Genomic DNA, 23,679 nt, shown 5'->3' with positions numbered 1-23,679 from the left:
GCGCAGTTATTACGCAAAGTCTGGATCTGCGTACGGCTCGTCAGATCAGCAATAGGACGGTCAATGGCCAACGTGGGAGTGTTGTGATCCTCCGTGGCGATCGTCAAGTCGGGGCGGCGCAGCGGACGGCCAGCCAGTCGCAAACCCTCGAACGCCTGCGGGGAGGTGACCTCATGGACCAAGTGAAGGTCAATGTAAAGAAGATCAGGCTGAGCAGCATCGCCCACGCCTTCACCCTGGCGGACAACATGATCGCGCCACACTTTTTCGGCCAACGTCTTCGCTTCCTTGCGCGGGGCGCTCATAGCCTTATCCACTGCTGCATTGTCCACTGTGCGGGGAGTGATTGACTCGCTCACAGCAGCTCCCTTCACTTGTTGAACCCCTGCCGCAAAACCCCGTCGCGTAGAATGTGACGGGAACGTCAAGCGTGTTCGCTGGTTTGTATATGACCACTGTTCCAGCCCCATCGAGGAGGATGCCAATCCTTCGATTGGCATCTCACATAATGAGACGGTAATATCAGTACATGGACAATTCTAGTGGCGTTGGCGTCATCGACAAAGCGGCTCTTGTGCTTGATGCATTAGAAGCCGGCCCCACCACCTTGGCTCAGCTCGTCGCGGCCACCGGACTAGCCCGGCCCACCGTGCACAGGTTGGCACTAGCCTTGGTACATCACAGGCTCGTCAGCCGTGACATGCAGGGCAGGTTTGTGCTGGGCAGCAGGCTCGTTGAGCTTGCCTCGGCCGCTGGCGAGGACAGGCTGATTGCCGCCGCCGGTCCGGTGCTGCTGCAATTGCGTGATTCCACCGGTGAGAGCGCACAAATATTCCGCCGCCAGGGCGATTCCCGTGTCTGCGTGGCTTCGGCCGAGCGGCCCATCGGCCTGCGCGACACCATTCCTGTGGGTACGCAGCTGACCATGAAGGCCGGTTCCGCCGCGCAGGTTTTGCTGGCGTGGGAGGACCACGAGCGTTTGCTGGAGGGCTTGCATAACGCCCGCTTCACACCCACCGTTTTGGCTGGAGTACGACGGCGTGGGTGGGGTCAGTCCCTTGGCGAACGTGAGCCTGGGGTTGCCTCGGTCTCGGCCCCGGTGCGTGGCCCGTCCGGCCGGGTGATCGCTGCCGTCTCCATCTCAGGGCCCATTGAGCGCCTGACCCGTCAGCCAGGGCGCCTGCACGCGGAAATTGTGTGCAACGCTTCCCGGATCCTGACCGAAGCCCTGCGCAAGAGCACGTCCTAAGAACTTCTAGCAGCATCACCCCAACCGCGCCGGGCCTCCCTCGATGCCTGCGTTCCATTACGCTCAAACGGTGTGCCACTCTTGGAGTGGCACACCGTTTATACGTTAACGCAGCGCCGCCTCAGTGGATCCCTGGCCGTCGGGTAGAGTTTGCGCATGAGCAAATATGCGCTCTTCCTGCGCGGGATCAATGTGGGCGGCATCAACTTGAAGATGGCCGAGCTCCGAGCAGCACTGGCCACCCTCCCCCTGTCAAAGGTGCGGACTCTGCTGGCCTCGGGAAACGTTGTTTGCTCCGCCGAAGTCACCGCAGATGAACTGAAATCCATGGTTGAGACCCTCTTGCGCGAGCGGTTCCGTTACGACGCCTGGGTTGTGGTCATCGAAGCGCCCACCCTGGAATCCATCATCGATGCCTGCCCCTACCCGGCCGATGACGCGCAGACCACAAGCTATGTCACGCTCAGCTCAGACCCCGCGGCACTTGATGAACTGGCCCGGCACGCCAGTGAAATCCCCGGGGCTGAATTTGTGCGCCTCAGCCCCGAGGCCATCGCGTGGCCGGCAACTGCCGGAAGTACCCTGGACAGCCCGTTTAGTAAACTGTCCGCGAAAGCTCGCTATAAGAGCACAACAACCACTCGCAACTTGCGCACATTGCTCAAGGCGCAGGACTTCCTGGCCGGCTGAGCCTGCGTGAGGCCCAACAGATCTAGCCGCGGGGATCAGAAATCAACTTAGCGGGCTTCCGCGAGTGCTTCCTGGAACTGCCGTGAGAGTGCAATTTCAGCCTCGGCCGGGGCTACCACCAGGAGCTCACCTGTGGCAGCAACGCTCTCGCGTAACCGCCGTCGGGCTTGGTTTGCGCGAGCGTTAGCCCCAGCCAGTGCTATGAATTTGCTGCTGACCGCCAGGAATATCCCCAGCACCGCTCCCCCGAGCAGCATCAAGGTAGGCAGTGGCCAACCCTGCACCTGCGGGGTTTCCGGGACGGGCAACTGTAGGTAGCCGAGCACGGCCAGCGCGCCCAGCCACCCCAATCCGCCCACCGCCACCAGCAATGCCAGCCATTGGATGAGTGAGACTACCGGCCACCACCACGCCCGGGTGTTCGCCTTCAAATCGGTGCCGGCCACTGCCTGATCCAGTGCATCGGGAAGCTGTTTGCGGTTGCTGCGTGCGGCGGCCCGGATAGAAGCCCGCCACGGACCGGGCGCCCCGGCACTGACCGCATCGGAAAAGTCCCGCACGGAGGTGTCAAGCCGGGCCTGTTCGGCGGCCCCGGCCGGAGGCAGCGAGGTACGGTTCACCTCTGAAGAACCTTCCCGCCGCAGGCTCAGGCGGCGCAGTGGATCCTTACGGAAGCGCGCTACCCACCGCGTCACAGGCCAACCCGTCCGCTTGGTGGCCTCCAATCGGTAAGACGTCTTCACGGCATCGACCACTGTTTCCACGTGCACGGCACCGGCCAACCCCGCAGCCAACATTTTGCGATCCTGCTGGTGCACACCCGCGGCATCACCAACTCCGCCCGCATCAGCCAGATGCCGCGCCGCCACAGCCACGTCAGCTGCCAGCCGGGCAGATTTGGCTGCCTTAGCCTTGACCACGGAGGCAATGCGCCCACGCAGCTGCGGCACACCTAGTCCCGTGGTCGCGGAGACACCCGAGATTTTCACATTGGGGAGCCCGTCACGGTCCAAAATAGCGGCCAAGGATTCCAGCACGGGTTTAACTTCCGCGGGAGCGAGCTTGTCTACTTGATTCAGCACCACCAGCGTGACGTCTGCATGGGTTGAGAAAGCTCGGATGAAATCGTTGTGGATGGCCGCATCGGCGTACTTTTGCGGGTCCAATACCCACACCAGAACATCCACCTGCCCAGCCAACCGTTCCACAATGGCCCTATTGCCCAGCTGGACCGAGTCAAAATCCGGCAGGTCCAACAAGACCAGCCCGCCGGAGTTGTCCACCAGGTCCGGGACCGGGGTGCCTTCACGGCGGTCAGTCACCTCCAGCCAATCGAGCAGCGGAGCACTGCCGTCCAGGCCCCACACCATGGCGAGCGGCTCACTGGTGGTGGGGCGGCGCACGGCAACCCGGGCGGCATCCGCGCCAGAGACGGCGTTGAACAGCGAGGACTTCCCGCTTCCGGTTGCCCCAAAGAAACCCACCACCGTGTGATCGGCGCTCAAAGATCGCCGCGAGGAGGCCCGTTCCAGGACCCCGTAAACGGCATCCAGCGTAGCGTCGTCGAGGCGGCCCTCACCCAATTCGCGGGCTTGATTGAGGGCAATCAGCTGGCGGTCCAGTGTGGATTCGGCGCGACTTTCGCGGTGGCGGCTCATGCAGCACCTCCCTGCGTACCGAGTTCTGCCAGTTGCCCCGCGAGGTCGCCAAGACGTCTGGCATCCGCTTGTGTGGGTGCCAGACACTCGAAAAATCGCTGTTGCTGGCCGTCCAAGAGGCGGGCGCACCGGGTGTCGAGGGCGGTTTTGGCGTCCTTGGCCAGACGGCGCACAGCATCCTCGCCAAAAATCGCTTCGAGCAGTTTCTGACCCACGACGGCGGTGCCTCCTGCGATCCCCACCTCGGCTCCCGTGAGTCCCCCGGTGAAGGAAAAGACAACGATCATCAGGACCACTCCCAATCCGTTGACCCCGAAGGAGAGCCAGCGGGCCTGCGAACGCTTGGCGGCGCCCTCGGAGCGAATGAGTTCTAGTACCTCGCCCTGCCAGGCCCTGATTTCAGCGGCCACTTCTGCTGGGAATTCCGCGGTGACGCCTGAGAGATCCTCAAGTCCAAGGAGCTGGCGTCCTGCAGGATCCGCCCGCCAGCGCTGATCCGCGTCCTCCGCAGCACGGGCAGCCTGATCGAGGATGACTGCCTGCAGCCCCGTTTCAATGGCGGACTCAACTTTGATAGCGGGTGGCGGCTGGCCCTTAAAGAAGGCGCCAATCCGGTCACGGAGACGGCCAATGTTACTTTCAAGAGCCCTAAAGAACTCGCCGGTGCCAACAAAGTCCTGCCAGCGGGCCAGCACCTCGCCCCGGAGAAGGGTGCCATCTGAGGTGGACTGGCTGATCCTGGTCCCAGCGTCCGCAAAAGCAGCCTGGACGTCGTCGCGAAGCTGCGCACCGGCGTCGTGCTGGTCTTGAACAGCCTGGGAAAGCGCGGTAAGCCGCCCGGAGAGGGAGCGGACGGTGCCGTTGAGGGTGCGGCGGACAATCTCTGCGCGGCCAGCAGCATCCTCGCTGATGTTGGCCAGCCAGGCGTTGATGGGCGCAACAACTGGCGGCGGGAGCATGCCAAGCTCATTGAGTTCTGTCTCTGGGACCACAAATAACTGTGCGCCGGCCAACCCCTCACGGTTCAGCATGGCGTGCAGGTCTGCGGCAACTTCCTGCTCGGCACCGGCCGGGACCCGGTCCAAGATGACGGCCACGGTGATATCGCGTGAGGCAGCGTCCAGGAGGAGTTTCCACGGCACAGCATCGGCATAGCGATTGGCCGTGGTGACAAAAAGCCAGAGATCCGCAGCAGCCAGGAGCTGCCCGGCGAGCTGGCGGTTGTCATCGGAAATGGAGTCCACATCCGGGGCGTCCAAGAGGGCCACGCCCTGCGGTATTGCAGGATCCGCCACCAGCACCAGAGACGTCATGGCGCGCGCATCCGGGGCCACTCCGGCGCGCGAGGCAGGCGTGTTCTCCTTGATGAGCTCGCCCTGAACGCGGCTCAGCGAAGGCAGCACCCGGGTGGAGGTGAACCAGTCCGCATCGTGAGGATGGTGGAGCAGGATGGGCTGTCGAGTGGTGGGACGGATGGCCCCGGAACGGGTGACAGGGTGGCCCACCAATGCGTTCACAAGCGTTGATTTGCCGGCGCCGGTGGAGCCGCCAACCACCGCCAACAGCGGAGCGTCGAGGCTGCGCCATCGCGGCAGGATGTAGTCCTCGAGCTGACCGAGAGCGTTGACAGCCGTGGCACGCGCCTCATCGGCGTTGGGCAGGGCCAGAGGCAATTCCAAGCCGGCCAGCTCGGTGCGGACCTCTTCGAGAAGGCCGATGGCAGCCACCTGTTGAGCTGGGGCGTCCTGGTTGCCGCTCGTTCCCGCGGTGGGGGTGTGGGCCGGGGCGGGGGCGCCGCTGATGCCACGGGGGTCACTCGAATCAGTGGGGTTCACAAGCTTCATCATGCCAGTTCGGTACATCCATTGGGCCCATTGGAGGGGTTCCGGTTCGAAATTGTTGTGGTGGGTGTTGTAGCGGCTACCAACTGCGCCACTCACGCCTGACAATGAGTGGCGGCTTCAGACTATAAGCTCGCGGAATGACTTTGGAGCGTTGGCAGCGGGCCGCTGAATGGCCACTCATCATTATTTCCATCCTTTTCTTGACCGCCTATTCCGTGCAGGTCATTGCTGCCGGTCCGGCAACAACTGTTGCCGGCTGGTTCATTTACATCACGTGGGGCTTATTCGTCATCGACTATGTAGTTTCGCTGTGGCTGGCACCTCAACGCTTGAGCTGGTTTTTCCGGCATCTTCTTGAACTGGCAATTGTGCTGCTGCCAATGCTCCGGCCCCTTCGCCTGCTGCGCCTTGTCACCTTGATCAGTGTGTTGCAGAGAGTGGCGGGCAACGCCCTTCGGGGTCGCGTTGTCACGTATGTCATTGCCGCCTCCGGACTACTCGTCTATATTGGCGCACTTGCCATGTACGACGCCGAGAAGAGCGCACCGCAGGCGTCTATCAATTCTTTTGGTGATGCTGCCTGGTGGGCCATTGTCACCATCACGACGGTGGGCTATGGCGATCTTTCCCCTGTAAGTGCAACGGGTCGGTTCATCGCCGTCGGATTGATGATTGGTGGCATTGCCTTGTTGGGCACCATCACAGCCACACTTGCCTCATGGCTAGTTGAAAAAGTCTCAACCAATGACGCCCGTGCACAGACCGCGAGCGTGGAGGACATCAAAGTGCTGAGGGACGAGATACGCCAGTTACGGCGTGAGCTCGCCACCACTGATAACTCAGATGCCAGGCACTTTTGCCACCACTGATAACTGAGCTGCCGGGCAGTTTGGAGGCCCGGAGCACAGCAAAAAGGCCGGGTATCTAGTGGATACCCGGCCTTGCTTGTGACCCCAGCGGGATTCGAACCCGCGTTACCGCCGAACAGCGCTCCAGGAAATACCGCAACTTACCGCCACTCCCCCAATGGCCCATCTTCCGCAAGAACACAAGGATTTTGGGGGCGCTCGTAGGCCCCTTAGATACCGCTATGTATCGGCTTTTCGATCCTTTTACCGGAATTAGTGGTGAATTATTGGTTACCTAGGCCGCTATTCATCCCGGAACTGGGAGAGGGTTTGGCGTTGGTCGATCGCGGCTTTGGATGGCTCGATGTAGTGCTTTCTAGTCATCTCGTCGGAGGCGTGGCCGAGCTGACGGGCGGCCTTCTCGCTGCCGTGTTCGGCATCGATGAGCGTGGCCACCGTTTTTCGAAGCGTTTTGGGCGTGACCCACGCGAAGTCAGATCCGGCGAAGGTTTTGGTCCAGGCGTGGCCTAGGTTGCGGGGGTCCATGAGGGTGCCAGTGGCCGAGGTGAAGACAACGTCCCATTCGTTGGGTTGGCGTTCTTGAAGTGCACGGGTGAAGAGGTCAACGGCGAACTGCGGCAGTGCCAGCCGGCGGATGTCGTTGGCTTTGGTGTTCTCTTGGATGACCAGGCCTTGGCCTTTGATGCGCATGATGGTGGAGTCGATGCGGACGGATGGCACCTCTACTTCGAGCTCGAGCCTGGTTGATCGGATTGCAAGTACTCCCCCTGGGCGGACGCCAGTGGCAATGAGGGCATCGATGATGTCTAGGAGTACGCCTGATCGGTTGCGCCCTCCCATGCGCCGGGCATCTCCTGTCTTGGCCAAGCGCTGGTCAGTGGTCCGCGTTGCCAGCTCATCCTCTGCGTGCTGGCGCATGGCTTTAGATTCGGCCAGGGTGAGTGCCCGGATGGCGGCGGTCTCTACTTTGTGGACATGGACGTCTCTGGCGGGGTTGGAGGGCACTGTGTCGTAGCGGGCGGCCATGCCCATGATTCCCTTCAGGATGCCTTTGACGATGTTGGCGGTGGGGGCTCCGATGTTCTTTCCGACGGCGCGAACAAACCGGTCCAGCCGTCCGGTGGTGGCTTCGCGGAGACGGAGTTCTGACAGGGCCGGCAAGATGTATGTGTCTAGGGCTTGACGGTGACGTTCGGTGGTGCGGTATGCCAGCCCCTCGGTGAGTTTGTCGGCATACCATTCCTCGGCCAGGATCTTGAAGCGGGTCTCCGGAGTGATCTCGCCCGTGCCGAGCTGCTTGCGGTCGGCCAGCTTCTTCTTGAGTGCCTGGGCTGCAGCTGCCTTGGATTTTCCGGTGGCGCTGATACGCCGGGTGATGCCGTCCTAGTCACGGAAGCTGGTGCGGGCGTAGATGGTCTTGGCGTCGTCTTTGTTGATGCGTTCTGAGTATCCGATGTCTCCGTAGTGGTCGATGGGGAGTTGAGGCCTACCTCGCATGACGTTCTTCGATTCTTGTGGGCTGCCCGAGGGTCAGCGGGTTTGGTGCTCGACGAGCGACAACTGTGCCGTCTCATCGGGTGTGAGTGTTTGCAGCCGGTCGGTGGCTACTTCGGGGGTCACCCATAGATCCGCTGCTAGTTCATGGATGCTGGCGGCCCAGGCAGCGTGTGTGCAAAGTGCTTCCAGGGGGATGAGGCGTCGCGCTGTTTCCGCGCGGACCTCGTATTCAATCCTCGGCGCTTGGCAGCCGGCATGCCCAAACTCCAAGGGGACGAGCTCGTGTGCCAAGGTGCAGCGACGCTCGTCTTGCTGAAGCCTGCTATCCAACCAGATTACTTTCAGGCCGTCGGTGCGCCCAGGAGCGCCGTCGGGCATGCGAACAAATGAGATGTGGATATGTGTCAGCCGCCGAAGCGCTCCCCAAGGATCGAACATACGTTCGAGAGCATGGGGAGGTTATGACATTGTCACTTCCAGGAAGGTATCCAGAGGGGGCTAGTCTTTATTCGCTGTCCAGGCTCAGTGGTCATGCCCTTTACTTCGTATGCATGCGGCTCTTGGCGAACGTCAGCGAAGAAGTAGGCAAGGCCAGCAACGATTGTTGAGGACTCGATAGCGAACCCGAGAACACCGGGCTGAGCTTTCATCTTGTACCCAATCCAATGAAGGCCTTGGTCGAAGATGGCGCGACGTTCTGTATCGCGCCGAAGCTGTTGTCCATCTTTGGTGATGATCGCATCGTAGCCGCGGCTTCGGATCAGGGGGAAGAGGTCCTCGTCAAGGATGGAGGCCGTACCTTCGGTGGTAGCTGTGCCGAATTCGTGGCCTTTGTAGATGACTCCAAGAGGCTCAGCTAGACGAGGTGAGATGTTCTCGTCGATGAAAAATTTCACACTGCCTTCTTTCGACCGATGTGTGCGACTTGGTCGGAAAATGAAATGGCATCTCGTGCTGCTGCGCTGCTGACTGCTGGGAAGTAATAGTCGACATCGTCAGTAGTGATGGTCTCACCGTCAACGAGGCTGGCCACAGTGTCGTAGGTGACTCGGGTTCCTTCGATCGTAGGCCAGCCACCCATGCGGCGTGGATCAACTTGCAGATGTCTGCGGGGGCGCATGAAATCTACGACCTGGGATCCTGAAGCATTTGTAAATGAGGAGAAAACCTCAGCCATTGAAAAGAAGTTAGTCTGACCAGGGTTTTTGACAAGGTCGACTACCTGCTTGAACTCATCTTCAACGCCGATGGTATTACCGTCAGTGCCGAACCGGTAGGACGATGGGTGCTCAGTGAAGTCGAGAACATCCAAGTTCTTGAATGCCTTACGGATCTTCTGAAGGGAAATATCTCTCCTCATGTACGCGATGGTTCTAATCGCGACAAGGTCCCTGAAGGAATACATTGCGGGATTCTTGCCGCTAATTTCGGGGACAGCAAGTCCGCCTGACCGCCAGCGCTGAAGCTGCGAAACTGAAGTTCCGGTAAGTGCTGCCGTGAGATCTATGGGAAAGGCCAATTATTCACCTCCTTATTGGGGCCTGCCTTACTGGTGTCTACAGCATGACAGACAGGAACGGCTGGTGCCATCAAATGTAATTGTGTGTTGAATGGCTTAGTCAAGACCACCTAGCCTCACTTGCCCTTCTTCGCCGCGCACGCGGTTGTGAATGACGCCGAAGAATCCCTTAAGCACTAGGGTCTCGGGTAAATTTTGTTAGAACTGTATCGATCATAGGGCTACTGGCAGAGACTCCAGGTTCACCCTTGAGTTTTGGATGGGCGCCGAAGACACGTTCAGCGAATTGCGACCTCAGGGTGTCACGAAGGGCCACATTATCGACAGGTGCCACAAATCCATCGAATGTCTGCAGTTGGATGCTAATGGTCTTGGACCATGTCGCAAGAGTTCGGTGTAGATGGGCCTGCCTAGAGCAGTATCCAGCGACTCCGAATAGACCGCCCGACACGACCAGAGGATATATGAGCGTGGCAAGGTTCGTAGATTCCAGTTGAAATGTTGTCAGCAGCATCACGTGAAGGATGAATGGGATAATAATCGCAGCAGCCACTAAAGCAAGGGTTGATCGACGAAAGAACTTTGATTCTTTTTCGTTCGCAGTTGCATACTGGTCGTAGCTACCAGTTAGCCGAGCACTTGAGCTAACGCCAGCAGCAAGCTCTGCAAATTCCCGAGCCTCCTGGGCGCGTTCGGCCTGCTCTCGGCTTTCCATAAGGGCCCAGTGCGCCTGCCCGGCGGACTCGTGATTCTCTGCTTCTCTCGCGATATTGTTTAGGGAACTCTGAAATTCCAAGGTAAGTGGCTCCGAGTAGCCTTGGGTGGGGTCTAGTAGCAAACCGTCGATCAGATCTCTTAGCGTCTCCAAGAGGAAGTGCCAAGCCGTTCGGATAGCTGCACGATCATAGGGGCCGGTTGGCTGCGATACTGCGCCAAACTCTACAATCGCAGCTAACACCGGCGCTGTTACCTCGTTAATGGGAGGTTGGTTGGGGTTAGCCCATCGTGCCAACTGCTCGCAAATCTCCCCCAGGTTCGGGAGGTCTAGGAAATTGATCCACAAACGCACTAACTCACTTGTGAATTCGTAGCCCGGCGCATGGACGGGCGATGACGTTCCCGACTCATAGCGAGTTAGATCAGCAAAAGTAGAGCGAACGAACGGTATGTTGCGAATCACGAGGATCGTCGGTTGAGGACGGAGAGCCCGGGCCACTATGAACCTGACCTTTCGGTGTCTTGAGTTTCTTCGCCGCGCTCGCGGGCTCTGGCGTCTTCTTCAGCGCCGCGGTTGCGGGAGCCGTCTGCGGCTAGGTCGTACCAGTTAGCCGGCAATGGGATGTTGCCGGCGCTGTCTGCGTCTGGGTGGGCGTGCGGGTCCACGTACGGGACCTTCTTGCCTTTGGGGTTGGCGGGGCTGTCTCCTGCCTGGTTCATATGGGTGGGATGCTGTTCGACATTGCCCACCACCTCCTTGTTCATGTCAACGAGGACTCGCAGCATGTCGATCGTGGCCTTCCGTGCTTTCGCGGGAAGGTTATCGACACCTGGTGGCCGCCCCTCTGCGAAGTGCGGCGCCGGGATGGATTCTCCCGCGGCCTCAAGTCTGATCCAGAGTCGTGTAGACAACGTTGAAACCGTGAGCCTTGTCTATACTGCCCACTCGGCGCACTGAGCTCTGATGCGTGGCCATAGCCGGATCAACCCGTTCTCGTAGGCTTTGAGGTTCATTCGCGACGCCGGCTCTTCCGTCTGTAACGACGCTGGAGGAAGTGCCGAAAGTGTTTAGTTACCAATTAACCACCCCATCATTGCAGAGGTAACACCAATTTCCCCGCGAGGCCTAGTACATGACTTTCTGACCCCTGGCAGCAGCGGAACCATTAAGGCTGCTTTGCACTACAGCAGCGCCGATGGGTCCCAGCAGCAGCAATAGCCAGAACGCACCATGCCTGCTCATACCTGAGACTCCCTCCACACCAACTGCGAACCTCCACATCCACCAGATGTCCGCAATTGGAACCAAGATCAGCCACGCGGTAGGAATACCTGCTCCGCGGGTATTCATCTCGACCTTGCTCTTCACATACCAAACAATCGAATAGACGCCGAAGGTGATGAACGGCAGAAGTAGTGGCGCGGCAGGACTGCGATGCTTCATAGGGATCCTTTTATCAGGCTAACGATAACAATGAAGAGTCATTGTAAGCCGGTGGGCAGGGCAGAGTAGCAAACTAGCGCTACATACATCCGACACATTTCGGTCCACCAGCAGGCGGCATCACATTTTGCCGGCCAGCCCCCAACCCCGGGCCCGGAGCACAGCAAAAAGGCCGGGTACCTAGTGGATACCCGGCCTTGCTTGTGACCCCAGCGGGATTCGAACCCGCGTTACCGCCGTGAGAGGGCAGCGTACTAGGCCGCTATACGATGGGGCCCTAATACATCCATTTTTAGCTCAACGAACCTTTCAGCTATTGCCTCAAGATTGTCTTGCCCGCCAAATGTAAGGCGGCTTTTGCAAGCGCTGGGATACCAGGACTCGAACCTAGAATGTCGGTACCAGAAACCGATGTGTTGCCAATTACACCATATCCCAATGGCTGGGTGATTGCCTTGAATGCCCGGGTTTCCCCGTTCCTTCAGCGGCCCTCGCGCCGGGATAAAACTATACCCGAGAGTTTGCTGAACACCAAAACAAAAAGGAAGCTTTTCGCTGAGTCGTGCATCACAGCGTTGATACGGGTTCAAAAAGCCCCAAAAGGCTGCCCACCTGAGTCAGTGTTTCCACGCTGTGAACCAGCGCCAGCACCGCCGGATCAACACCAATGCTCGCAGGACCGGGCACGGGGGCGCCCTCCCTGTTCAACCACATGCCGTGCAGGCCCGCGCTGACGGAACCCACGCCGTCCACCATGAAGTTGTCCCCCACATACAGTGTCTGCTCAGGAGCGGTCCCTAGGAGCCGGCAGCCTTCTCGAAAAATGGCGGGATCGGGTTTTGCAACCGAAACGGTGTCGATTCCCACCAGCACCCCTATACGCGCCAGCCCGGCTTGGTCCAGCTTGGCTCGCTGGTAATCGTGGACATTATTGCTGACGGCACCGTACGGGATCCCCGCAGCATCCAGCGCGTCCAGCAACGGTACGACGTCGGCAAAAGCGCGGATGGAGCGTGGCTGCGCTTCTTCGAAATCGGCAATCCACTGAGCCTGGACGGCGGCGTCAAACCCGGTGAAACCCAGTTCCTCAAAGACAGCCTGTGCCCGCAGTCCGCGCTGTTCAGCGAAGGTGAACTCGCCCGCAACGTAGCGATCATAGTAGTTGTGCGCGTCTGCCATATATGAGGCGGCAAAACGGGACCATTCCTCCGGCCCAAAGTGCGGCAGCAAATGCTCGGACGCGGCGATCATGGCCTCTGACATGGCTGCCACGAGGTCAACAAGGGTCTCGTCAATGTCAAACAAAACACCCTTGACCCGCGCTGCAAAAGCTACGGAGTCAAGGGTGTTTTGTAGTGCGCTGTGCGTCAAGGAACTTATCCCCTGAACGCGCGCAGGCGGGTCAATGAGGACTCCTTGCCCAGGATCACCATGGATTCAAAGAGCGGCGGGGAAACCTTACGCCCGGACATCGCGGTCCGTACGGGCCCAAAGGCGAACCGCGGCTTGATGCCCAAGCCCTCCACCAGCGCCGACTTCAAAGCGGACTGAATAGACTCGGCGTCCCAAGATTCCAAGGGTTCCAGCGCCGCCAGGGCAGCATCCAAAACCTCACCCAGGTTCTCCGGCATGCCCTTGAGGGCATCCTCGGCGACGTCAACGGCGTCGTCCTTCTTGAAAAGGAACGCCATCATCTCCGGCGCCTCACCCAACAAGGTGATGCGCTCCTGAACTAGCGGAGCAGCCTCGGAAAGGATGATGTTCTCGCGCGGCGTCAGCGTCTCGCCCACCAGCTCGGCAGCCTGCAGGTACGGGACCAGACGGTTGCGGAAGTCGCTCGCCTCTAACAGCCGGACGTGCGTGCCGTTGATGGCCTCGGCCTTCTTGATGTCGAAGCGGGCCGGGTTGGCCAGGACGTCGTGGACATCGAAGTTTTCCACAAGCTGGGCCACGGTGAAGATGTCCTCGTCAGCAGAGAGCGACCAGCCCAGCAGCGAGAGGTAGTTCAGCAGGCCTTCGGGGATGAAGCCGTGGTCGCGGTGCAGGAACAGGCTCGACTCGGGGTCGCGCTTGGAGAGCTTCTTGTTGCCGGCGCCCATGACGTAGGGCAGGTGGCCGAACAACGGCATGTACTCGGCAACACCAATCGCGTACAGCGCCTCATAGAGGGCAACCTGGCGGGGTGTGGAGGAGAGTAGATCCTCGCCGCGCAGCACGTGGGTGACGCCCATGAGGGCATCATCAACAGGATTCACCAGCGTGTACAACGGTGCCCCATTGGGGCGGACAATGGCGTAGTCCGGGACTGATCCTGCCTTAAAGGTGATCTCGCCCCGGACCAAATCGGTGAACGTGATGTCAGCATCCGGCATGCGCAGACGCAGCGCCGGCTGGCGACCCTCTTGCTTAAAAGCAGCAATCTGCTCAGATGTGAGGTCACGGTCAAAGTTGTCGTATCCAAGCTTAACGTCTCGACCGGCAGCTTTGTGACGATCCTCGACTTCCTCGGGTGTGGAATAAGACTCATAGGCGTGCCCGCCTGCAACCAGCTTGGCAATGACATCCTTGTAGATGTCCCCACGCTGCGACTGGCGGTACGGCGCGTGCGGCCCACCCACCTCTACACCCTCATCCCAGGTGATACCCAGCCATTTCAGCGCGTCGAGGAGCTGGAGGTAGCTTTCCTCACTGTCACGCTTGGCGTCGGTATCTTCGATGCGAAAAATCATCTTCCCGCCGGTATGACGGGCGTAGGCCCAGTTGAACAGGGCCGTACGGATCAGCCCCACGTGGGGCGTTCCGGTGGGCGAGGGGCAAAAGCGTACCCGGACAGGAGTTTCGGCGGTGACAGTGGGGATTGCGGAGGCGTTAGTCATGATGGTTTCTAGTTTAGACGCCCTGTGGCCGGTGTCGAACTGAACCCCAATTTCACGCACCACGGCGGCACGCGGGCGCCGCTCCCGCCCGGCCCACCCCTTGACACGGCATTCCGTTCCGGTCTAATCTACAACCAAATGGTTGTAGATGAGCTAAGAGAACTTGAACTGGACCGCCTGTTCCAGGCATTTTCCGATTCCACCCGCCGCGACATGCTCAGACGGGTCGGCTTGGACGGGCTGTCCGTCTCCGGGCTTGGGCAGCACTATGACATGAGTTTCGCAGCGGTCCAGAAACATGTGGCCGTGTTGGAACGCGCTTCCCTGGTAACCAAGGAGAAACGCGGCCGGGAGCAGATAGTGCGCGCCGATCGCAACGGGCTGCACAAGGCTCAACGTCTGTTGGAGAACTACGAGGCGATCTGGCGAGCGCGAGTAGACCGAATCGCCACAATCTTGGCCGAAGACCCCCACGATGACAGCTACGGAAAGGCAGTCCCATGACCGTCACCAATACCACTAAGAGCACCGAGAACCTTTCGCTGCGCATCACGGCTGAGTTTAGTGCCGCCGTCGAACGCGTCTGGCAGATCTGGGAGGACCCGCGCCAGCTGGAGCGCTGGTGGGGGCCGCCCACCTGGCCGGCAACTTTTGAGCGGTACGAATTCCATCCCGGCGGCAAGGCCGACTACTTCATGACAGGCCCTGACGGCACCAAGGCCCGGGGCTGGTGGAAGTTCACGGCAGTGGCCGGGCCGAGCAGCCTTGAACTCGACGACGGATTCGCCGACGAGCATGGCTCCCCCGTGATCGAGATGAGTTCGGCCCACATGGCAGTCGCCATCGACAACACCGGCGGTGGGACCCGTATGAGCGTCACCACAACGTTCGAAAGCGCCGAGCAGATGGAAAAGATGCTGGCCATGGGTATGGAGGAAGGCATAAGCCAAGCGATGGGCCAGATCGACGCCATCCTCGCCGGCTAGCCTCCGCACCCCAAACGCAAAATGATCCCGTCCCCTAGGTGAAGAGGGCGTTCTTAGGCTCGTTCTTCTTCACAAACTGCCACCCGAACCAGAGCACCAGCGCCAGCACGGGCACAGTGCAAAGGGTCCACAGGCCCAGCAGGTACTGGCTTTCGTCGGGATTGCTCATGGTGTCGAAGCCGATGAGCACCGTGATGACCATCAGTGCAACCAGGCCGATCCAGCTTGTCCACGGTGCGCCGGGCATGGGCAGCGAGGACACCTTGCCCTTCTTTCGGCGCAGCATGATCTGGCAGGCGAAGATGGAGCCCCAAGTGAAGATCACACCAATGGAGGCGGTGTTCAGGGCCAGATCAAAGGCGTGGGATCCGCCCAGCCAAATGTTTGCCAGTACGCCCACCAGGTACACGCCGGCAATGCTCAAAATGGCTGCATACGGCACGTGCCGCGATGACATCTTGGTCAGCCAGGCGGGTGCGTGCCCATTGTTGGCCATGGTTCGGAAGATCCGGCCAATGGAATACAGCCCCGAATTGCAGGAGGAAAGCGCTGCCGTGATCACGACAAAGTTCATGACGGAGCCCACCCAATCCAGACCCATCGTGGCGAATACCGTGACGAACGGACTCTCCCCGGACTTGTACTGATTAGAAGGCATGAGCATGGCCAACAGCGAAACCGAGCCAACGTAAAACACCACAATACGCAGCACCACGGCGCGAATCGCCTTGGGTACCTCGCGTTCTGGATTCTTCATCTCACCGGCGGTAATGCCCACTAATTCAATTGCGTTGAAGGCGAAGATCACGGCGTTCAGGGCCAGGATCATGACCAGCCCACCCTTGGGGAACATGCTTCCACCAAGGAATAGGTTGCTCACAGCGGCGTGTGATTGACCCACCTGCGCGTTCATGACCACCATGATGGTACCCACTACCAGGAAGATCACAATGGCGCCCACCTTCAGGCAGGCCGCCCAAAATTCAAACTCGCCAAACGCCTTCACACTGAGCAGGTTCACAGCAACCAGCAACACCAACGCACACACCGCACTGATCTCCACGGGCACGCCGGGGAAGAAGTAAGTGAAGTACAGGCCTATGGCAATGAGTTCGGCGATCCCCGTCATGGCCCAGTTGATGAAATACATCCAGCCGGAAAGGTAGGCACCCTTTTTGCCAAAAAGCTCGCCCGCATAGGACACAAAGGAGCCGGAGGTTTGGCGGTACATGATCAGTTCACCCAGTGCCCGCATGAGCAGGTAGGCGATGGCCCCGGCAATGACGTAGGAGAAGATCAGGGCCGGTCCGGTACTGGCCAGCCGCCCGCCCGCTCCCATGAAAAGTCCGACGCCGATAGCCCCACCCATGGCGATCATGGTCACGTGCCGCCGGGACAACGTCTGTTGGTAGCCCTCAGCTGAAACGCGGTCAGGGGCTGGCGCTGCGTCGTTTTCGGGCGAAGGTGAGACTGTGTCTGTGTCTGTGTCTGTGTCTGTGACGTTGTGTGACACGCAAAAAATCCTTAGGTCGGTTAACGTCCTGACTCGCCACCCCTGTAATGCCCGTGTTTCTGCGGGGCCTCACAAACTGGGGCGCGAAAGACTTGACGATTCTACTACGCCAACCTTGGGGCCTTGGGTCGGCAGTGCCCTGCGGTGAGCTCACCGATCACTGCGCTCACCGATCACTGCGCGTTGAGCTCCCCCATCACGCCATCAGTGGCGTGAATCCCTAAAAACCAGCGCCGCCTGCACCCTGTTCTCCAGCCCCAACTTGGCTAAAATCCGCGAGACATGCGTTTTGACAGTGCCCTCACTGAGGAAAAGCGCCTTAGCAATTCCGTCATTACTCATCCCCTGCGCCAGCACATCAAGGACCTCTACTTCTCGGGCCGTCAGCAGTTCCAGCCGCGCCACGGCCACGTTCGACCTCGCAGCCTCCGCCCGTTCCCGCGTCCGCTCAATGAGCCGCCTCGTTACGGTGGGTGCCAGCATCCCCTCCCCCGCAGCCACGGCACGGATGGCGTGAAATAACCTCTCCGGGTCTGTGTCCTTGAGCAGGAATCCAGCCGAACCCGCCTCGAGTGCCGCGAACACGTAGTCATCCAGATCAAAGGTGGTCAGCACCAACACCTGCGGCGGCTCAGCCAGGGCGCGCAATTGTCCCGTCGCCGCGATGCCGTCGCCGCCGGGCATGCGCACGTCCATCAGGACCACCTCGCACCGTTGCGTCTGTGCACATCTCACCGCTTGCGGGCCGCTGGCAGCCTCCCCCACCACCTCCATGTCAGGGCGAGAGTTGACCATCTTCACCAGTGCCGCCCTGACAAGGGCCTCGTCGTCGGCTACTATCACGCGAATTTTTTTACTCATGCGCTCGGACCCTCCGTGGCGCCGCCGTCATTCTGCGCCTGCCCGGTGAAAGGCATGCGGGCCGCCAATTCGAATCCGCCCCCGTTGCTCCCGGAGCCCTTCGGACCGTAGTCCAGCTTCCCACCGAGAATCTGTACCCGCTCGTTAAGTCCCACTAGGCCCAGCCCGGCGCCCGGAACCGATCCACTCGGGGTACCGGCCGTGTTGGTGACCCTAACAAGGAGTTCGGCGTTTCCAGCTGACATGTGGGCCAGTTCCAAATACACGTCTGCATGTGCTTCCGGTGCGTGTCGGGCCACGTTAGTCAGGCCTTCCTGCACCACCCGGAAAGCGGCACGACTAACGGCGTCCGGAATCTCGGGGTCCGGAATCTCGGTGGCGGCTACTGGCAACGGCGAGTAGCTAACGCCGATGCCGGCCTGGCGCCACTGTGTCACCAGGCCGGCAATCTGTGCGATCCCGGCCGGGGCGTAGACGGCGTCTGCGTTGGACTTCGCGCCCGGTTGAACACTCTCCCAATCCCCTGTTCCGGCGTCCGGATCCGAGGACCCGGCAGCGGTGCCGTCATCGCGCAGCACCCCGAGAACTTCCCGCAATTCACCCAGTGCTGCGTGGGCGGTCTCTCGGATCAGCCCGGCCGAAGCGACCGTTTCCGGATCCGCGGCATCAACCTGCAGTGCCGCTGCCTGCACTGCAACCAGGGACATGCGGTGGGCCAAAGTGTCGTGCATTTCGCGGGCGATCCTGTGGCGTTCGGCGAGCCGGGTACGTTCGGCATCGGTGACACGTTCGGCTTGGGCCCGTGCGGCCTGGTTCGTCAACTCAGTCAGCTGGGATTCACGGAGCCGGCGCCGCTGGCCGCGATAGGCGCCCCACACGGCAATGGCGCCGTAGACAAACACCAACAACAGGAGCATATAGTGCCAGTGAGCCGTGTCTATCCCCAGCAGTGCCTCAGTGCCGATCGCCAGGGCAACCACTGCCGCCACCCACCAGTCAAGGCGCCGTTTGGCCAACAGAAACAGGGCAACGAAAAATGCCACGCCACTGAACGAGAGCACGCCCAACACAGCCGCCGTTGCGGCCACCGATCGCGGAAAGCGGTGCCGCCAAATCAGGGCCACAGCACCCAACGGGGCCAGCAGAGGGGCAAATCCAAAGCATGCCCACTCAAGTCCGGCATTTTCAGGGTCGGGCACTGTCCCGTCGTCAATTCCCAGTCCGATCGAGAGAACGGACATCAGCACATCGGCCACGACGACCGCCACAACAAGGGCCACCGTGCGCCACGGGCTTTCGGGGGCAAGCAATTTTATCTTCATGCTTTGAGCCTAAGATTCACTGGGCAGGCGGCACATCCAACTAAAGTTGTCACCTGGCGGCAAAGCCGGACAGTCCGCTACTTCCGGCGCTGCTTCAGCAACCGGCGCAACTTCAGCACGAAGCTGGCGGCCGCGAGCACTACGGCAAAGAGCCAACCCGCCACCGGCTTGGGTGGCGGGTTCTTCAATCGCTCCCGCGCAGCCGCGTTCATCGTTTGGGCAACCCCGCGCCCAAAGGCGCGCTGGCCGCTCACGCCAAGTCCCGTCGTCGTACGTTCGCCAAAAAAGGCATGAAACTAGCGGCGCACCACCGGGTTGGAGAGGCGCCCGATGCCTTCAATTTCAACGTCGTAGCGGTCGCCGGCCGCCAAGAGATCGACGCCGGCCGGGGTGCCTGTCATGATGACGTCACCCGGGAGTAGGGTGAACGCGTGGGAGACGATCGAGACGACTTCGCGGACACTGCGCACCATCTGGTTGCTGCTGCCGTCCTGGCGGAGTTCGCCGTTGAGCCAGCCCTTGATGGAGATGTCCTCAGGGTCCAGCTCGGTTTCGATCCACGGACCCAAGGGTGCGGAGGTGTCAAAGCCCTTGGCGCGTGCCCACTGGCCGTCTCCTGCCTGGACGTCGCGGGCCGTGAGATCGTTGCCGCAGGTGTAGCCGAAGATGACCTCGTCTACGCGCTCCTCCGGGACGTCTTTGCAGATGCGCCCAATGACCACACACAGTTCAGCCTCGTAGGAGACCTCTTCGGAGAATTCCGGCAGCACAATCGGCTCGTTGGGCCCTATTACGGAAGTGTTGGGCTTCAGGAACAGCAGCGGGCTTTCGGGGACCTCGTTGCCAAGTTCGCGGGCGTGCTCGGCGAAGTTGCGGCCCACACCAATGATTTTGGAGCGCGGAATGATCGGGGCCACCAGGCGCACGTCATCCAGCGGGTAGTGGATGGTAGTTTTTTCCACACCATTGAAGAAGGGGTCGCCCTTGATGACGGTGACGACTTCACTGCCTGCGGCCCCTTCCACGATGCCGTACATGGGGTCATTGTCTACTACAAAACGGGCTATACGCATGTGTAAAAGTCTATCGGGAAATGCTGGCTAACGTGGTTCCCGCGCTACCTGGCCTGTCTCTTGCGTCCACCGCCGTCATTGCGTCTTTCCTTGATGAGCTCCAGTGAACGCACTAAGCGAAGAGCTGTTACAAGCACCACCCCGCCCAAAACGTTGAACACCACCGCATACCAGAACCAGCTCAGCCATTCGAGGTAGCCATAACTTGCTCCCGCATGGATGGCCCCAAAGATCAGCAGCGAATCCAGCACCGAGTGGAACAGGGGCAACCCGGCCAGCAAAAAGCCGCCTCCCATGGCGGCAACAATCTTCCCCGGTACCGATTCGGTCCCATGCTGCATACGCGTCATGAGCGTGATGGTACTGCCACCTAAGACTGCCAAAGCGGCCGTCTGCACCGAGAAGGGTGCCAGCGCAAACTGAGCTCCAGATTCAATCAACATCTCCCGCCATTGCGGGAACGCCTGCACCACGATCCACATGAACAGCCACCCGCCCGCTAAGTTGCCGACCAGCGTCCCGCCCCACAATTTGAACAGCTGCCCCAGCCTGGCCTCCTTGGCCACGACCGCGGCAATGGGGACCAGAAAACCTTCGGTGAACAGTTCACTCTTGGCCAGGAGTAGGGCGACAAATCCAATGCCAAAAGCCAGCCCTCCCAGTAGCTTGCTGCCTGTGGCGTGCTCCACGGCTAGGTAGCCCATGACACCGAGGCCCACCTCGATGCCGCCAAAGAAACCAGTAACTAAGACATTGGGCCATGTACGGTGCAACCGCTGCGCACCCTCATCCACGATGGCGTCGAAGGCGGTTTCAATCTCCTCCTCCACCGCCGCGTCGTTCTCGCCCAGCTCCCGCCTGCGTGCCTCGTCCGTCATGAATCCTCGTCCATCTTTTAGCTCCCCTATTTACTGGCCTGCCCACGTGTTTGCCCACGCGCCTGCCGCCCTGCACTGGCAACTCCCTGTGAGAATAGTAGGCCAGTGCTGGCACGTTTGACCCCAAGAATCGGCAGAAACTTTCACTTCCCGGGACGCGCAAAGGCGTGAAAATGACGTGAATGTGCACGGCCTCAGGTGGACAAACCCCCGGTAGGCTCTGACACCATCAGAAGATGGATTCATTCGATAAGTACATTTTGCCCCTTCTGGCGGTCTTGGCTGCCGTGGCAGTGGCAGCACTGCTGACCTTGGTCATCAGGCTCTGCGCCAACTACGCCTTTCGAAAAGTTCCTGGTTTTCCTCGGCGCTCGGCAAAAGCCAGGCTTCCCGTTTTTGGCGTCCTTACCCTTGTTGGGGTCCGCGTTGCACTCTCGCTCACCGCATCAGGCAGGGGCTGGTTCCCCGCCGTGGATTTTGTCACGATGGCCGCGTTTATCGTCGCTTTGTGCTGGCTGGCGATTGTCACCCTGGGCATCGGCGAACGGCTGCTGCTGCGTAACTTCACGGCCCAGAGCGTGGATAACCGCAAGCTGCGCCGGCTCACCACGCAAGTCACCTTGGGCAGGCGCATTATTACGGCCTTGCTGATTACGCTGGCCGTGGCGGGACTGCTGCTGACCATTCCCGAGGTACGCACGCTGGGCACCGGTCTCCTAGCCTCCGCCGGGCTGATTTCCATTGTTGCCGGCCTGGCCGTGCAGAGTTCCCTCTCCAACGTTTTTGCCGGTGTCCAGCTGGCGTTTACCGATGCAATACGCATTGACGATGTGGTGGTGGTGGAAGGACTGTGGGGACGGGTGGAGGAAATCACCTTGACCTATGTGGTGGTGCGCGTGTGGGATGAGCGGATGTTGATTCTGCCTTCCACCCATTTCACCAGCACACCTTTTGAAAATTGGACCCGGAATAGTCCCAAAATCATGGGCAGTGTGGAGTTCGACGTCGACTGGCTGGCTCCCGTAGACCAGCTCCGCCAGCACCTGATCCAGACACTGGCGGCCACGCCCCTGTGGGACGGGCGCACCGGCAAGCTGGAAGTGACCGACGCCGTCAACGCACTGGTGCGTCTGCGCATCGTGGTCAGTGCCAGGGATAGCGGCGATCTCTGGGATCTGCGCTGCCTGGTCCGTGAATCCCTGCTGACCCATATCCAGGACCTGCATGCTGCCTCAATCCCGCGTCAGCGGTGGGAGAAGGGCACAGCAGACGGAAATGGAGCTGACGAGGCTCCCGCGCCCACTCTTGAGTTGAGCTCCTCACACGCTTAGTTATATGCAGAGCAGCTCAAACAAAACCGCGCCCGCCTCCCAGATCCGCGCCCGTTAGAACGGGCGCGGATCTGGGAGGCGGGCGCGAAAACCGAAAGTCTTGCAAAAACTCCTAAGCCAGGCGCGTCAGCCAACCGTGAAGGTCCTCGACCGTGCCGGTCTGGATGCCCAGCAGTTGCTCGCGGATGGCTGCTGTGACCTCACCAATGCCGTGGGCTGGTGAGGCGATGGTGCCTTCGGCCGTCTTGAGCTCACCGATGGGGGTGATGACAGCTGCTGTGCCGCAGGCGAACACCTCAGTGATGTCCCCGGCGGCAACGCCGGCACGCCATTCATCGATGGTGATCTTGCGTTCTTGGACCTTCAAGCCGCGGTCCGCAGCCAGCTGCATGACGGAGGAGCGGGTGATCCCGTGCAGGATATGCCCGTTGAGCTCGGGGGTGACCAGGGTGCCGTCCTTGAACACGAAGAAGATGTTCATGCCGCCCAGTTCCTCAACAGCATTGTCATTGTGCGGGTCCAGGAACAGCACCTGCTTGCAGCCGTTGGCTTCGGCTTCCATCTGTGCGGCGAGCGAGGCAGCATAATTGCCACCGCACTTGGCCTCACCGGTGCCGCCTTCGCCGGCGCGGGCAAAGGTGGTGGTGAGCCAGATGGAGACAGGCTTCAACTCTCCGCCAAAGTAGTTCCCAGCCGGTGAAGCGATGACGCGGTAGGAGACCTCACGGGACGGGCGCACACCCAAGAACGCCTCGGTGGCGATCATGAACGGGCGCAAGTACAGCGCGTCGCCGTCGCCGGAGGGTACCCAGTCCTGGTCTACCGAGACCAGCTGGCGCAAGGACTCCAGGAACGTTTCCGGTGGTAGCTCAGGTAGCGCCAACCGGCGGGCTGAGGCGTTCAACCGGGCTGCGTTGGCCTCAGCACGGAACGTCCAGATGGACCCGTCGGCGTGACGGTAAGCCTTCATGCCTTCGAAGATTTCCTGGCCATAGTGCAGCACAGCGGCGGCCGGGTCCATGGCGATGGGACCATACGGCTCAATGCGTGCGTTGGACCAGCCGCCCGCACCCTGTGCATCAACCTTGTAATCCACCACAGCTGTGTGATCCGTGAAGTAGTCGCCGAATCCGGGGTTCGCCAAAATCGTCTCACGCACGGCTGCGCTCTTCGGGTTCTCGTTGAGCTGCTGGGAAAAGGTCAGCTCACTGGCTGTCTCGGTCATGCTTCCTCCACAAGGTTGTGCCCGCCCTCGCCGATTCCGGTGTCAGACAGGAGTTTAGTGCCGTTCTGCGCACCGTCAGCGGTGCGCAGAACCCTTCGGTTAATATGCACTCACTCTATTGGTTAAG

The 23,679-nt window shown here is 60.4% G+C and carries 24 protein-coding genes and 2 tRNA genes; 6 read left to right on the top strand and 20 right to left on the bottom strand.

Annotated elements, in window-relative coordinates:
• The coding region (locus ABIB48_RS10860) for an aconitase family protein (RefSeq protein WP_354212976.1) at positions 1-305 on the bottom strand (305 nt) is incomplete at its 3' end.
• A 224-nt stretch (positions 306-529) separates the two neighbouring features.
• Here ABIB48_RS10860 and ABIB48_RS10855 point away from each other — a divergent pair.
• Positions 530-1,249 (top strand): IclR family transcriptional regulator, encoded by a 720-nt coding sequence (locus tag ABIB48_RS10855; RefSeq protein ID WP_110106717.1) that lies wholly within the window; start codon positions 530-532, stop codon positions 1,247-1,249.
• A gap of 156 nt (positions 1,250-1,405) precedes the next feature.
• Positions 1,406-1,939 carry a DUF1697 domain-containing protein gene (locus ABIB48_RS10850; protein ID WP_110106716.1) on the top strand — a complete coding sequence of 178 codons (534 nt, stop codon included), beginning with the start codon at positions 1,406-1,408 and terminating at the stop codon, positions 1,937-1,939.
• Between the two features lie 47 nt (positions 1,940-1,986).
• On the opposite strand, the gene ABIB48_RS10845 is transcribed toward ABIB48_RS10850, so the two are convergent.
• Both ABIB48_RS10845 and ABIB48_RS10840 read right to left on the bottom strand, forming a co-directional pair.
• Entirely contained in the window at positions 1,987-3,597 is a 1,611-nt protein-coding gene (locus tag ABIB48_RS10845) for a GTPase (RefSeq protein ID WP_354212969.1), read from the bottom strand.
• Positions 3,594-5,441 carry a dynamin family protein gene (locus tag ABIB48_RS10840; protein ID WP_502914128.1) on the bottom strand — a complete coding sequence of 616 codons (1,848 nt, stop codon included), beginning with the start codon at positions 5,439-5,441 and terminating at the stop codon, positions 3,594-3,596. The genes ABIB48_RS10845 and ABIB48_RS10840 overlap by 4 nt, the downstream gene beginning before the upstream one ends.
• A 137-nt stretch (positions 5,442-5,578) precedes the next feature.
• Between ABIB48_RS10840 and ABIB48_RS10835 the strand changes: the two genes are divergently transcribed.
• Complete coding sequence (locus ABIB48_RS10835; protein ID WP_354212967.1) at positions 5,579-6,310, top strand: potassium channel family protein; 732 nt, start codon at positions 5,579-5,581, stop codon at positions 6,308-6,310.
• 282 nt (positions 6,311-6,592) lie between these two features.
• Here the strand turns inward: ABIB48_RS10835 and ABIB48_RS10830 are convergent, their stop codons facing one another.
• From ABIB48_RS10830 to gltX, 10 genes are all read right to left on the bottom strand, one after another.
• A complete protein-coding gene (locus tag ABIB48_RS10830; protein ID WP_502914127.1) occupies positions 6,593-7,561 on the bottom strand; it encodes a tyrosine-type recombinase/integrase in 969 nt (322 codons plus the stop codon).
• Between the two features lie 279 nt (positions 7,562-7,840).
• Complete coding sequence (locus tag ABIB48_RS10825) at positions 7,841-8,245, bottom strand: ImmA/IrrE family metallo-endopeptidase (protein WP_354212965.1); 405 nt, start codon at positions 8,243-8,245, stop codon at positions 7,841-7,843.
• 32 nt (positions 8,246-8,277) lie between these two features.
• Positions 8,278-8,703, bottom strand: a complete 426-nt coding sequence (locus ABIB48_RS10820; RefSeq protein WP_354212964.1) for a PIN-like domain-containing protein — start codon at positions 8,701-8,703, stop codon at positions 8,278-8,280.
• Positions 8,700-9,326, bottom strand: coding sequence for a DUF433 domain-containing protein (locus ABIB48_RS10815; protein WP_354212963.1), 627 nt, complete (start codon positions 9,324-9,326; stop codon positions 8,700-8,702). The genes ABIB48_RS10820 and ABIB48_RS10815 overlap by 4 nt, the downstream gene beginning before the upstream one ends.
• A gap of 1,215 nt (positions 9,327-10,541) precedes the next feature.
• Positions 10,542-10,955 (bottom strand): hypothetical protein, encoded by a 414-nt coding sequence (locus tag ABIB48_RS10810; RefSeq protein ID WP_354212962.1) that lies wholly within the window; start codon positions 10,953-10,955, stop codon positions 10,542-10,544.
• A gap of 214 nt (positions 10,956-11,169) precedes the next feature.
• Positions 11,170-11,487: a DUF4234 domain-containing protein gene (locus ABIB48_RS10805; RefSeq protein ID WP_354212961.1), complete on the bottom strand. Its 318-nt coding sequence runs from the start codon at positions 11,485-11,487 to the stop codon at positions 11,170-11,172.
• A gap of 204 nt (positions 11,488-11,691) precedes the next feature.
• A tRNA-Glu gene (locus ABIB48_RS10800) sits at positions 11,692-11,764 on the bottom strand.
• A gap of 89 nt (positions 11,765-11,853) precedes the next feature.
• Positions 11,854-11,925, bottom strand: a tRNA-Gln gene (locus tag ABIB48_RS10795).
• 129 nt (positions 11,926-12,054) lie between these two features.
• A complete protein-coding gene (locus tag ABIB48_RS10790) occupies positions 12,055-12,858 on the bottom strand; it encodes an HAD family hydrolase (RefSeq protein WP_354212960.1) in 804 nt (267 codons plus the stop codon).
• A 5-nt stretch (positions 12,859-12,863) separates the two neighbouring features.
• Positions 12,864-14,363, bottom strand: a complete 1,500-nt coding sequence (gene gltX / locus ABIB48_RS10785; protein WP_354212959.1) for a glutamate--tRNA ligase — start codon at positions 14,361-14,363, stop codon at positions 12,864-12,866.
• 138 nt (positions 14,364-14,501) lie between these two features.
• Between gltX and ABIB48_RS10780 the strand changes: the two genes are divergently transcribed.
• Both ABIB48_RS10780 and ABIB48_RS10775 read left to right on the top strand, forming a co-directional pair.
• Positions 14,502-14,867, top strand: a complete 366-nt coding sequence (locus ABIB48_RS10780) for an ArsR/SmtB family transcription factor (protein WP_354212975.1) — start codon at positions 14,502-14,504, stop codon at positions 14,865-14,867.
• Entirely contained in the window at positions 14,864-15,349 is a 486-nt protein-coding gene (locus tag ABIB48_RS10775) for an SRPBCC family protein (protein WP_354212958.1), read from the top strand. The genes ABIB48_RS10780 and ABIB48_RS10775 overlap by 4 nt, the downstream gene beginning before the upstream one ends.
• A gap of 34 nt (positions 15,350-15,383) precedes the next feature.
• Here ABIB48_RS10775 and ABIB48_RS10770 read toward each other — a convergent pair whose 3' ends face one another.
• From ABIB48_RS10770 to ABIB48_RS10745, 6 genes are all read right to left on the bottom strand, one after another.
• Positions 15,384-16,862 (bottom strand): amino acid permease, encoded by a 1,479-nt coding sequence (locus ABIB48_RS10770; protein ID WP_502914126.1) that lies wholly within the window; start codon positions 16,860-16,862, stop codon positions 15,384-15,386.
• Between the two features lie 204 nt (positions 16,863-17,066).
• Positions 17,067-17,723 (bottom strand): response regulator, encoded by a 657-nt coding sequence (locus ABIB48_RS10765; RefSeq protein ID WP_354212957.1) that lies wholly within the window; start codon positions 17,721-17,723, stop codon positions 17,067-17,069.
• On the bottom strand, positions 17,720-19,045 hold the full coding sequence (locus tag ABIB48_RS10760) for a sensor histidine kinase (RefSeq protein ID WP_354212956.1): 1,326 nt from the start codon (positions 19,043-19,045) through the stop codon (positions 17,720-17,722). Before ABIB48_RS10760 ends, ABIB48_RS10765 begins: the two co-directional genes overlap by 4 nt.
• Before the next feature lie 77 nt (positions 19,046-19,122).
• Positions 19,123-19,299, bottom strand: coding sequence for a hypothetical protein (locus ABIB48_RS10755; RefSeq protein WP_315913153.1), 177 nt, complete (start codon positions 19,297-19,299; stop codon positions 19,123-19,125).
• 42 nt (positions 19,300-19,341) lie between these two features.
• A complete protein-coding gene (locus ABIB48_RS10750) occupies positions 19,342-20,118 on the bottom strand; it encodes a fumarylacetoacetate hydrolase family protein (protein WP_354212955.1) in 777 nt (258 codons plus the stop codon).
• Positions 20,119-20,162: 44 nt separating this feature from the next.
• Positions 20,163-20,996, bottom strand: coding sequence for a formate/nitrite transporter family protein (locus ABIB48_RS10745; RefSeq protein WP_354212954.1), 834 nt, complete (start codon positions 20,994-20,996; stop codon positions 20,163-20,165).
• 236 nt (positions 20,997-21,232) lie between these two features.
• Here ABIB48_RS10745 and ABIB48_RS10740 point away from each other — a divergent pair, with 236 nt between their 5' ends.
• Positions 21,233-22,327 (top strand): mechanosensitive ion channel family protein, encoded by a 1,095-nt coding sequence (locus tag ABIB48_RS10740; RefSeq protein ID WP_110106705.1) that lies wholly within the window; start codon positions 21,233-21,235, stop codon positions 22,325-22,327.
• A gap of 112 nt (positions 22,328-22,439) precedes the next feature.
• Here ABIB48_RS10740 and ABIB48_RS10735 read toward each other — a convergent pair whose 3' ends face one another.
• On the bottom strand, positions 22,440-23,552 hold the full coding sequence (locus ABIB48_RS10735) for a branched-chain amino acid aminotransferase (protein WP_315913151.1): 1,113 nt from the start codon (positions 23,550-23,552) through the stop codon (positions 22,440-22,442).
• Between the last annotated feature and the right edge of the window lie 127 nt (positions 23,553-23,679).

Origin of the sequence: Arthrobacter sp. UYCu511 (assembly GCF_040547105.1) — a bacterium.
GTDB lineage: Bacteria > Actinomycetota > Actinomycetes > Actinomycetales > Micrococcaceae > Specibacter > Specibacter psychrochitiniphilus.
Note: the sequence above shows the minus strand (reverse complement) of the source record. Positions and strands in the feature narration are given on the sequence as shown.

Coding starts and splice junctions, on each gene's coding strand:
- ABIB48_RS10845 (WP_354212969.1), bottom strand. CDS start 3,597: ATGAGCCGCCACCGCGAAAGTCGCGCCGAATCCACACTGGACCGCCAG.
- gltX (WP_354212959.1), bottom strand. CDS start 14,363: ATGACTAACGCCTCCGCAATCCCCACTGTCACCGCCGAAACTCCTGTC.
- ABIB48_RS10835 (WP_354212967.1), top strand. CDS start 5,579: ATGACTTTGGAGCGTTGGCAGCGGGCCGCTGAATGGCCACTCATCATT.
- ABIB48_RS10805 (WP_354212961.1), bottom strand. CDS start 11,487: ATGAAGCATCGCAGTCCTGCCGCGCCACTACTTCTGCCGTTCATCACC.
- ABIB48_RS10745 (WP_354212954.1), bottom strand. CDS start 20,996: ATGACGGACGAGGCACGCAGGCGGGAGCTGGGCGAGAACGACGCGGCG.
- ABIB48_RS10760 (WP_354212956.1), bottom strand. CDS start 19,045: ATGAAGATAAAATTGCTTGCCCCCGAAAGCCCGTGGCGCACGGTGGCC.
- ABIB48_RS10855 (WP_110106717.1), top strand. CDS start 530: ATGGACAATTCTAGTGGCGTTGGCGTCATCGACAAAGCGGCTCTTGTG.
- ABIB48_RS10840 (WP_502914128.1), bottom strand. CDS start 5,441: ATGAAGCTTGTGAACCCCACTGATTCGAGTGACCCCCGTGGCATCAGC.
- ABIB48_RS10740 (WP_110106705.1), top strand. CDS start 21,233: ATGGATTCATTCGATAAGTACATTTTGCCCCTTCTGGCGGTCTTGGCT.
- ABIB48_RS10775 (WP_354212958.1), top strand. CDS start 14,864: ATGACCGTCACCAATACCACTAAGAGCACCGAGAACCTTTCGCTGCGC.
- ABIB48_RS10735 (WP_315913151.1), bottom strand. CDS start 23,552: ATGACCGAGACAGCCAGTGAGCTGACCTTTTCCCAGCAGCTCAACGAG.
- ABIB48_RS10850 (WP_110106716.1), top strand. CDS start 1,406: ATGAGCAAATATGCGCTCTTCCTGCGCGGGATCAATGTGGGCGGCATC.
- ABIB48_RS10825 (WP_354212965.1), bottom strand. CDS start 8,245: ATGTTCGATCCTTGGGGAGCGCTTCGGCGGCTGACACATATCCACATC.
- ABIB48_RS10780 (WP_354212975.1), top strand. CDS start 14,502: ATGGTTGTAGATGAGCTAAGAGAACTTGAACTGGACCGCCTGTTCCAG.
- ABIB48_RS10750 (WP_354212955.1), bottom strand. CDS start 20,118: ATGCGTATAGCCCGTTTTGTAGTAGACAATGACCCCATGTACGGCATC.
- ABIB48_RS10765 (WP_354212957.1), bottom strand. CDS start 17,723: ATGAGTAAAAAAATTCGCGTGATAGTAGCCGACGACGAGGCCCTTGTC.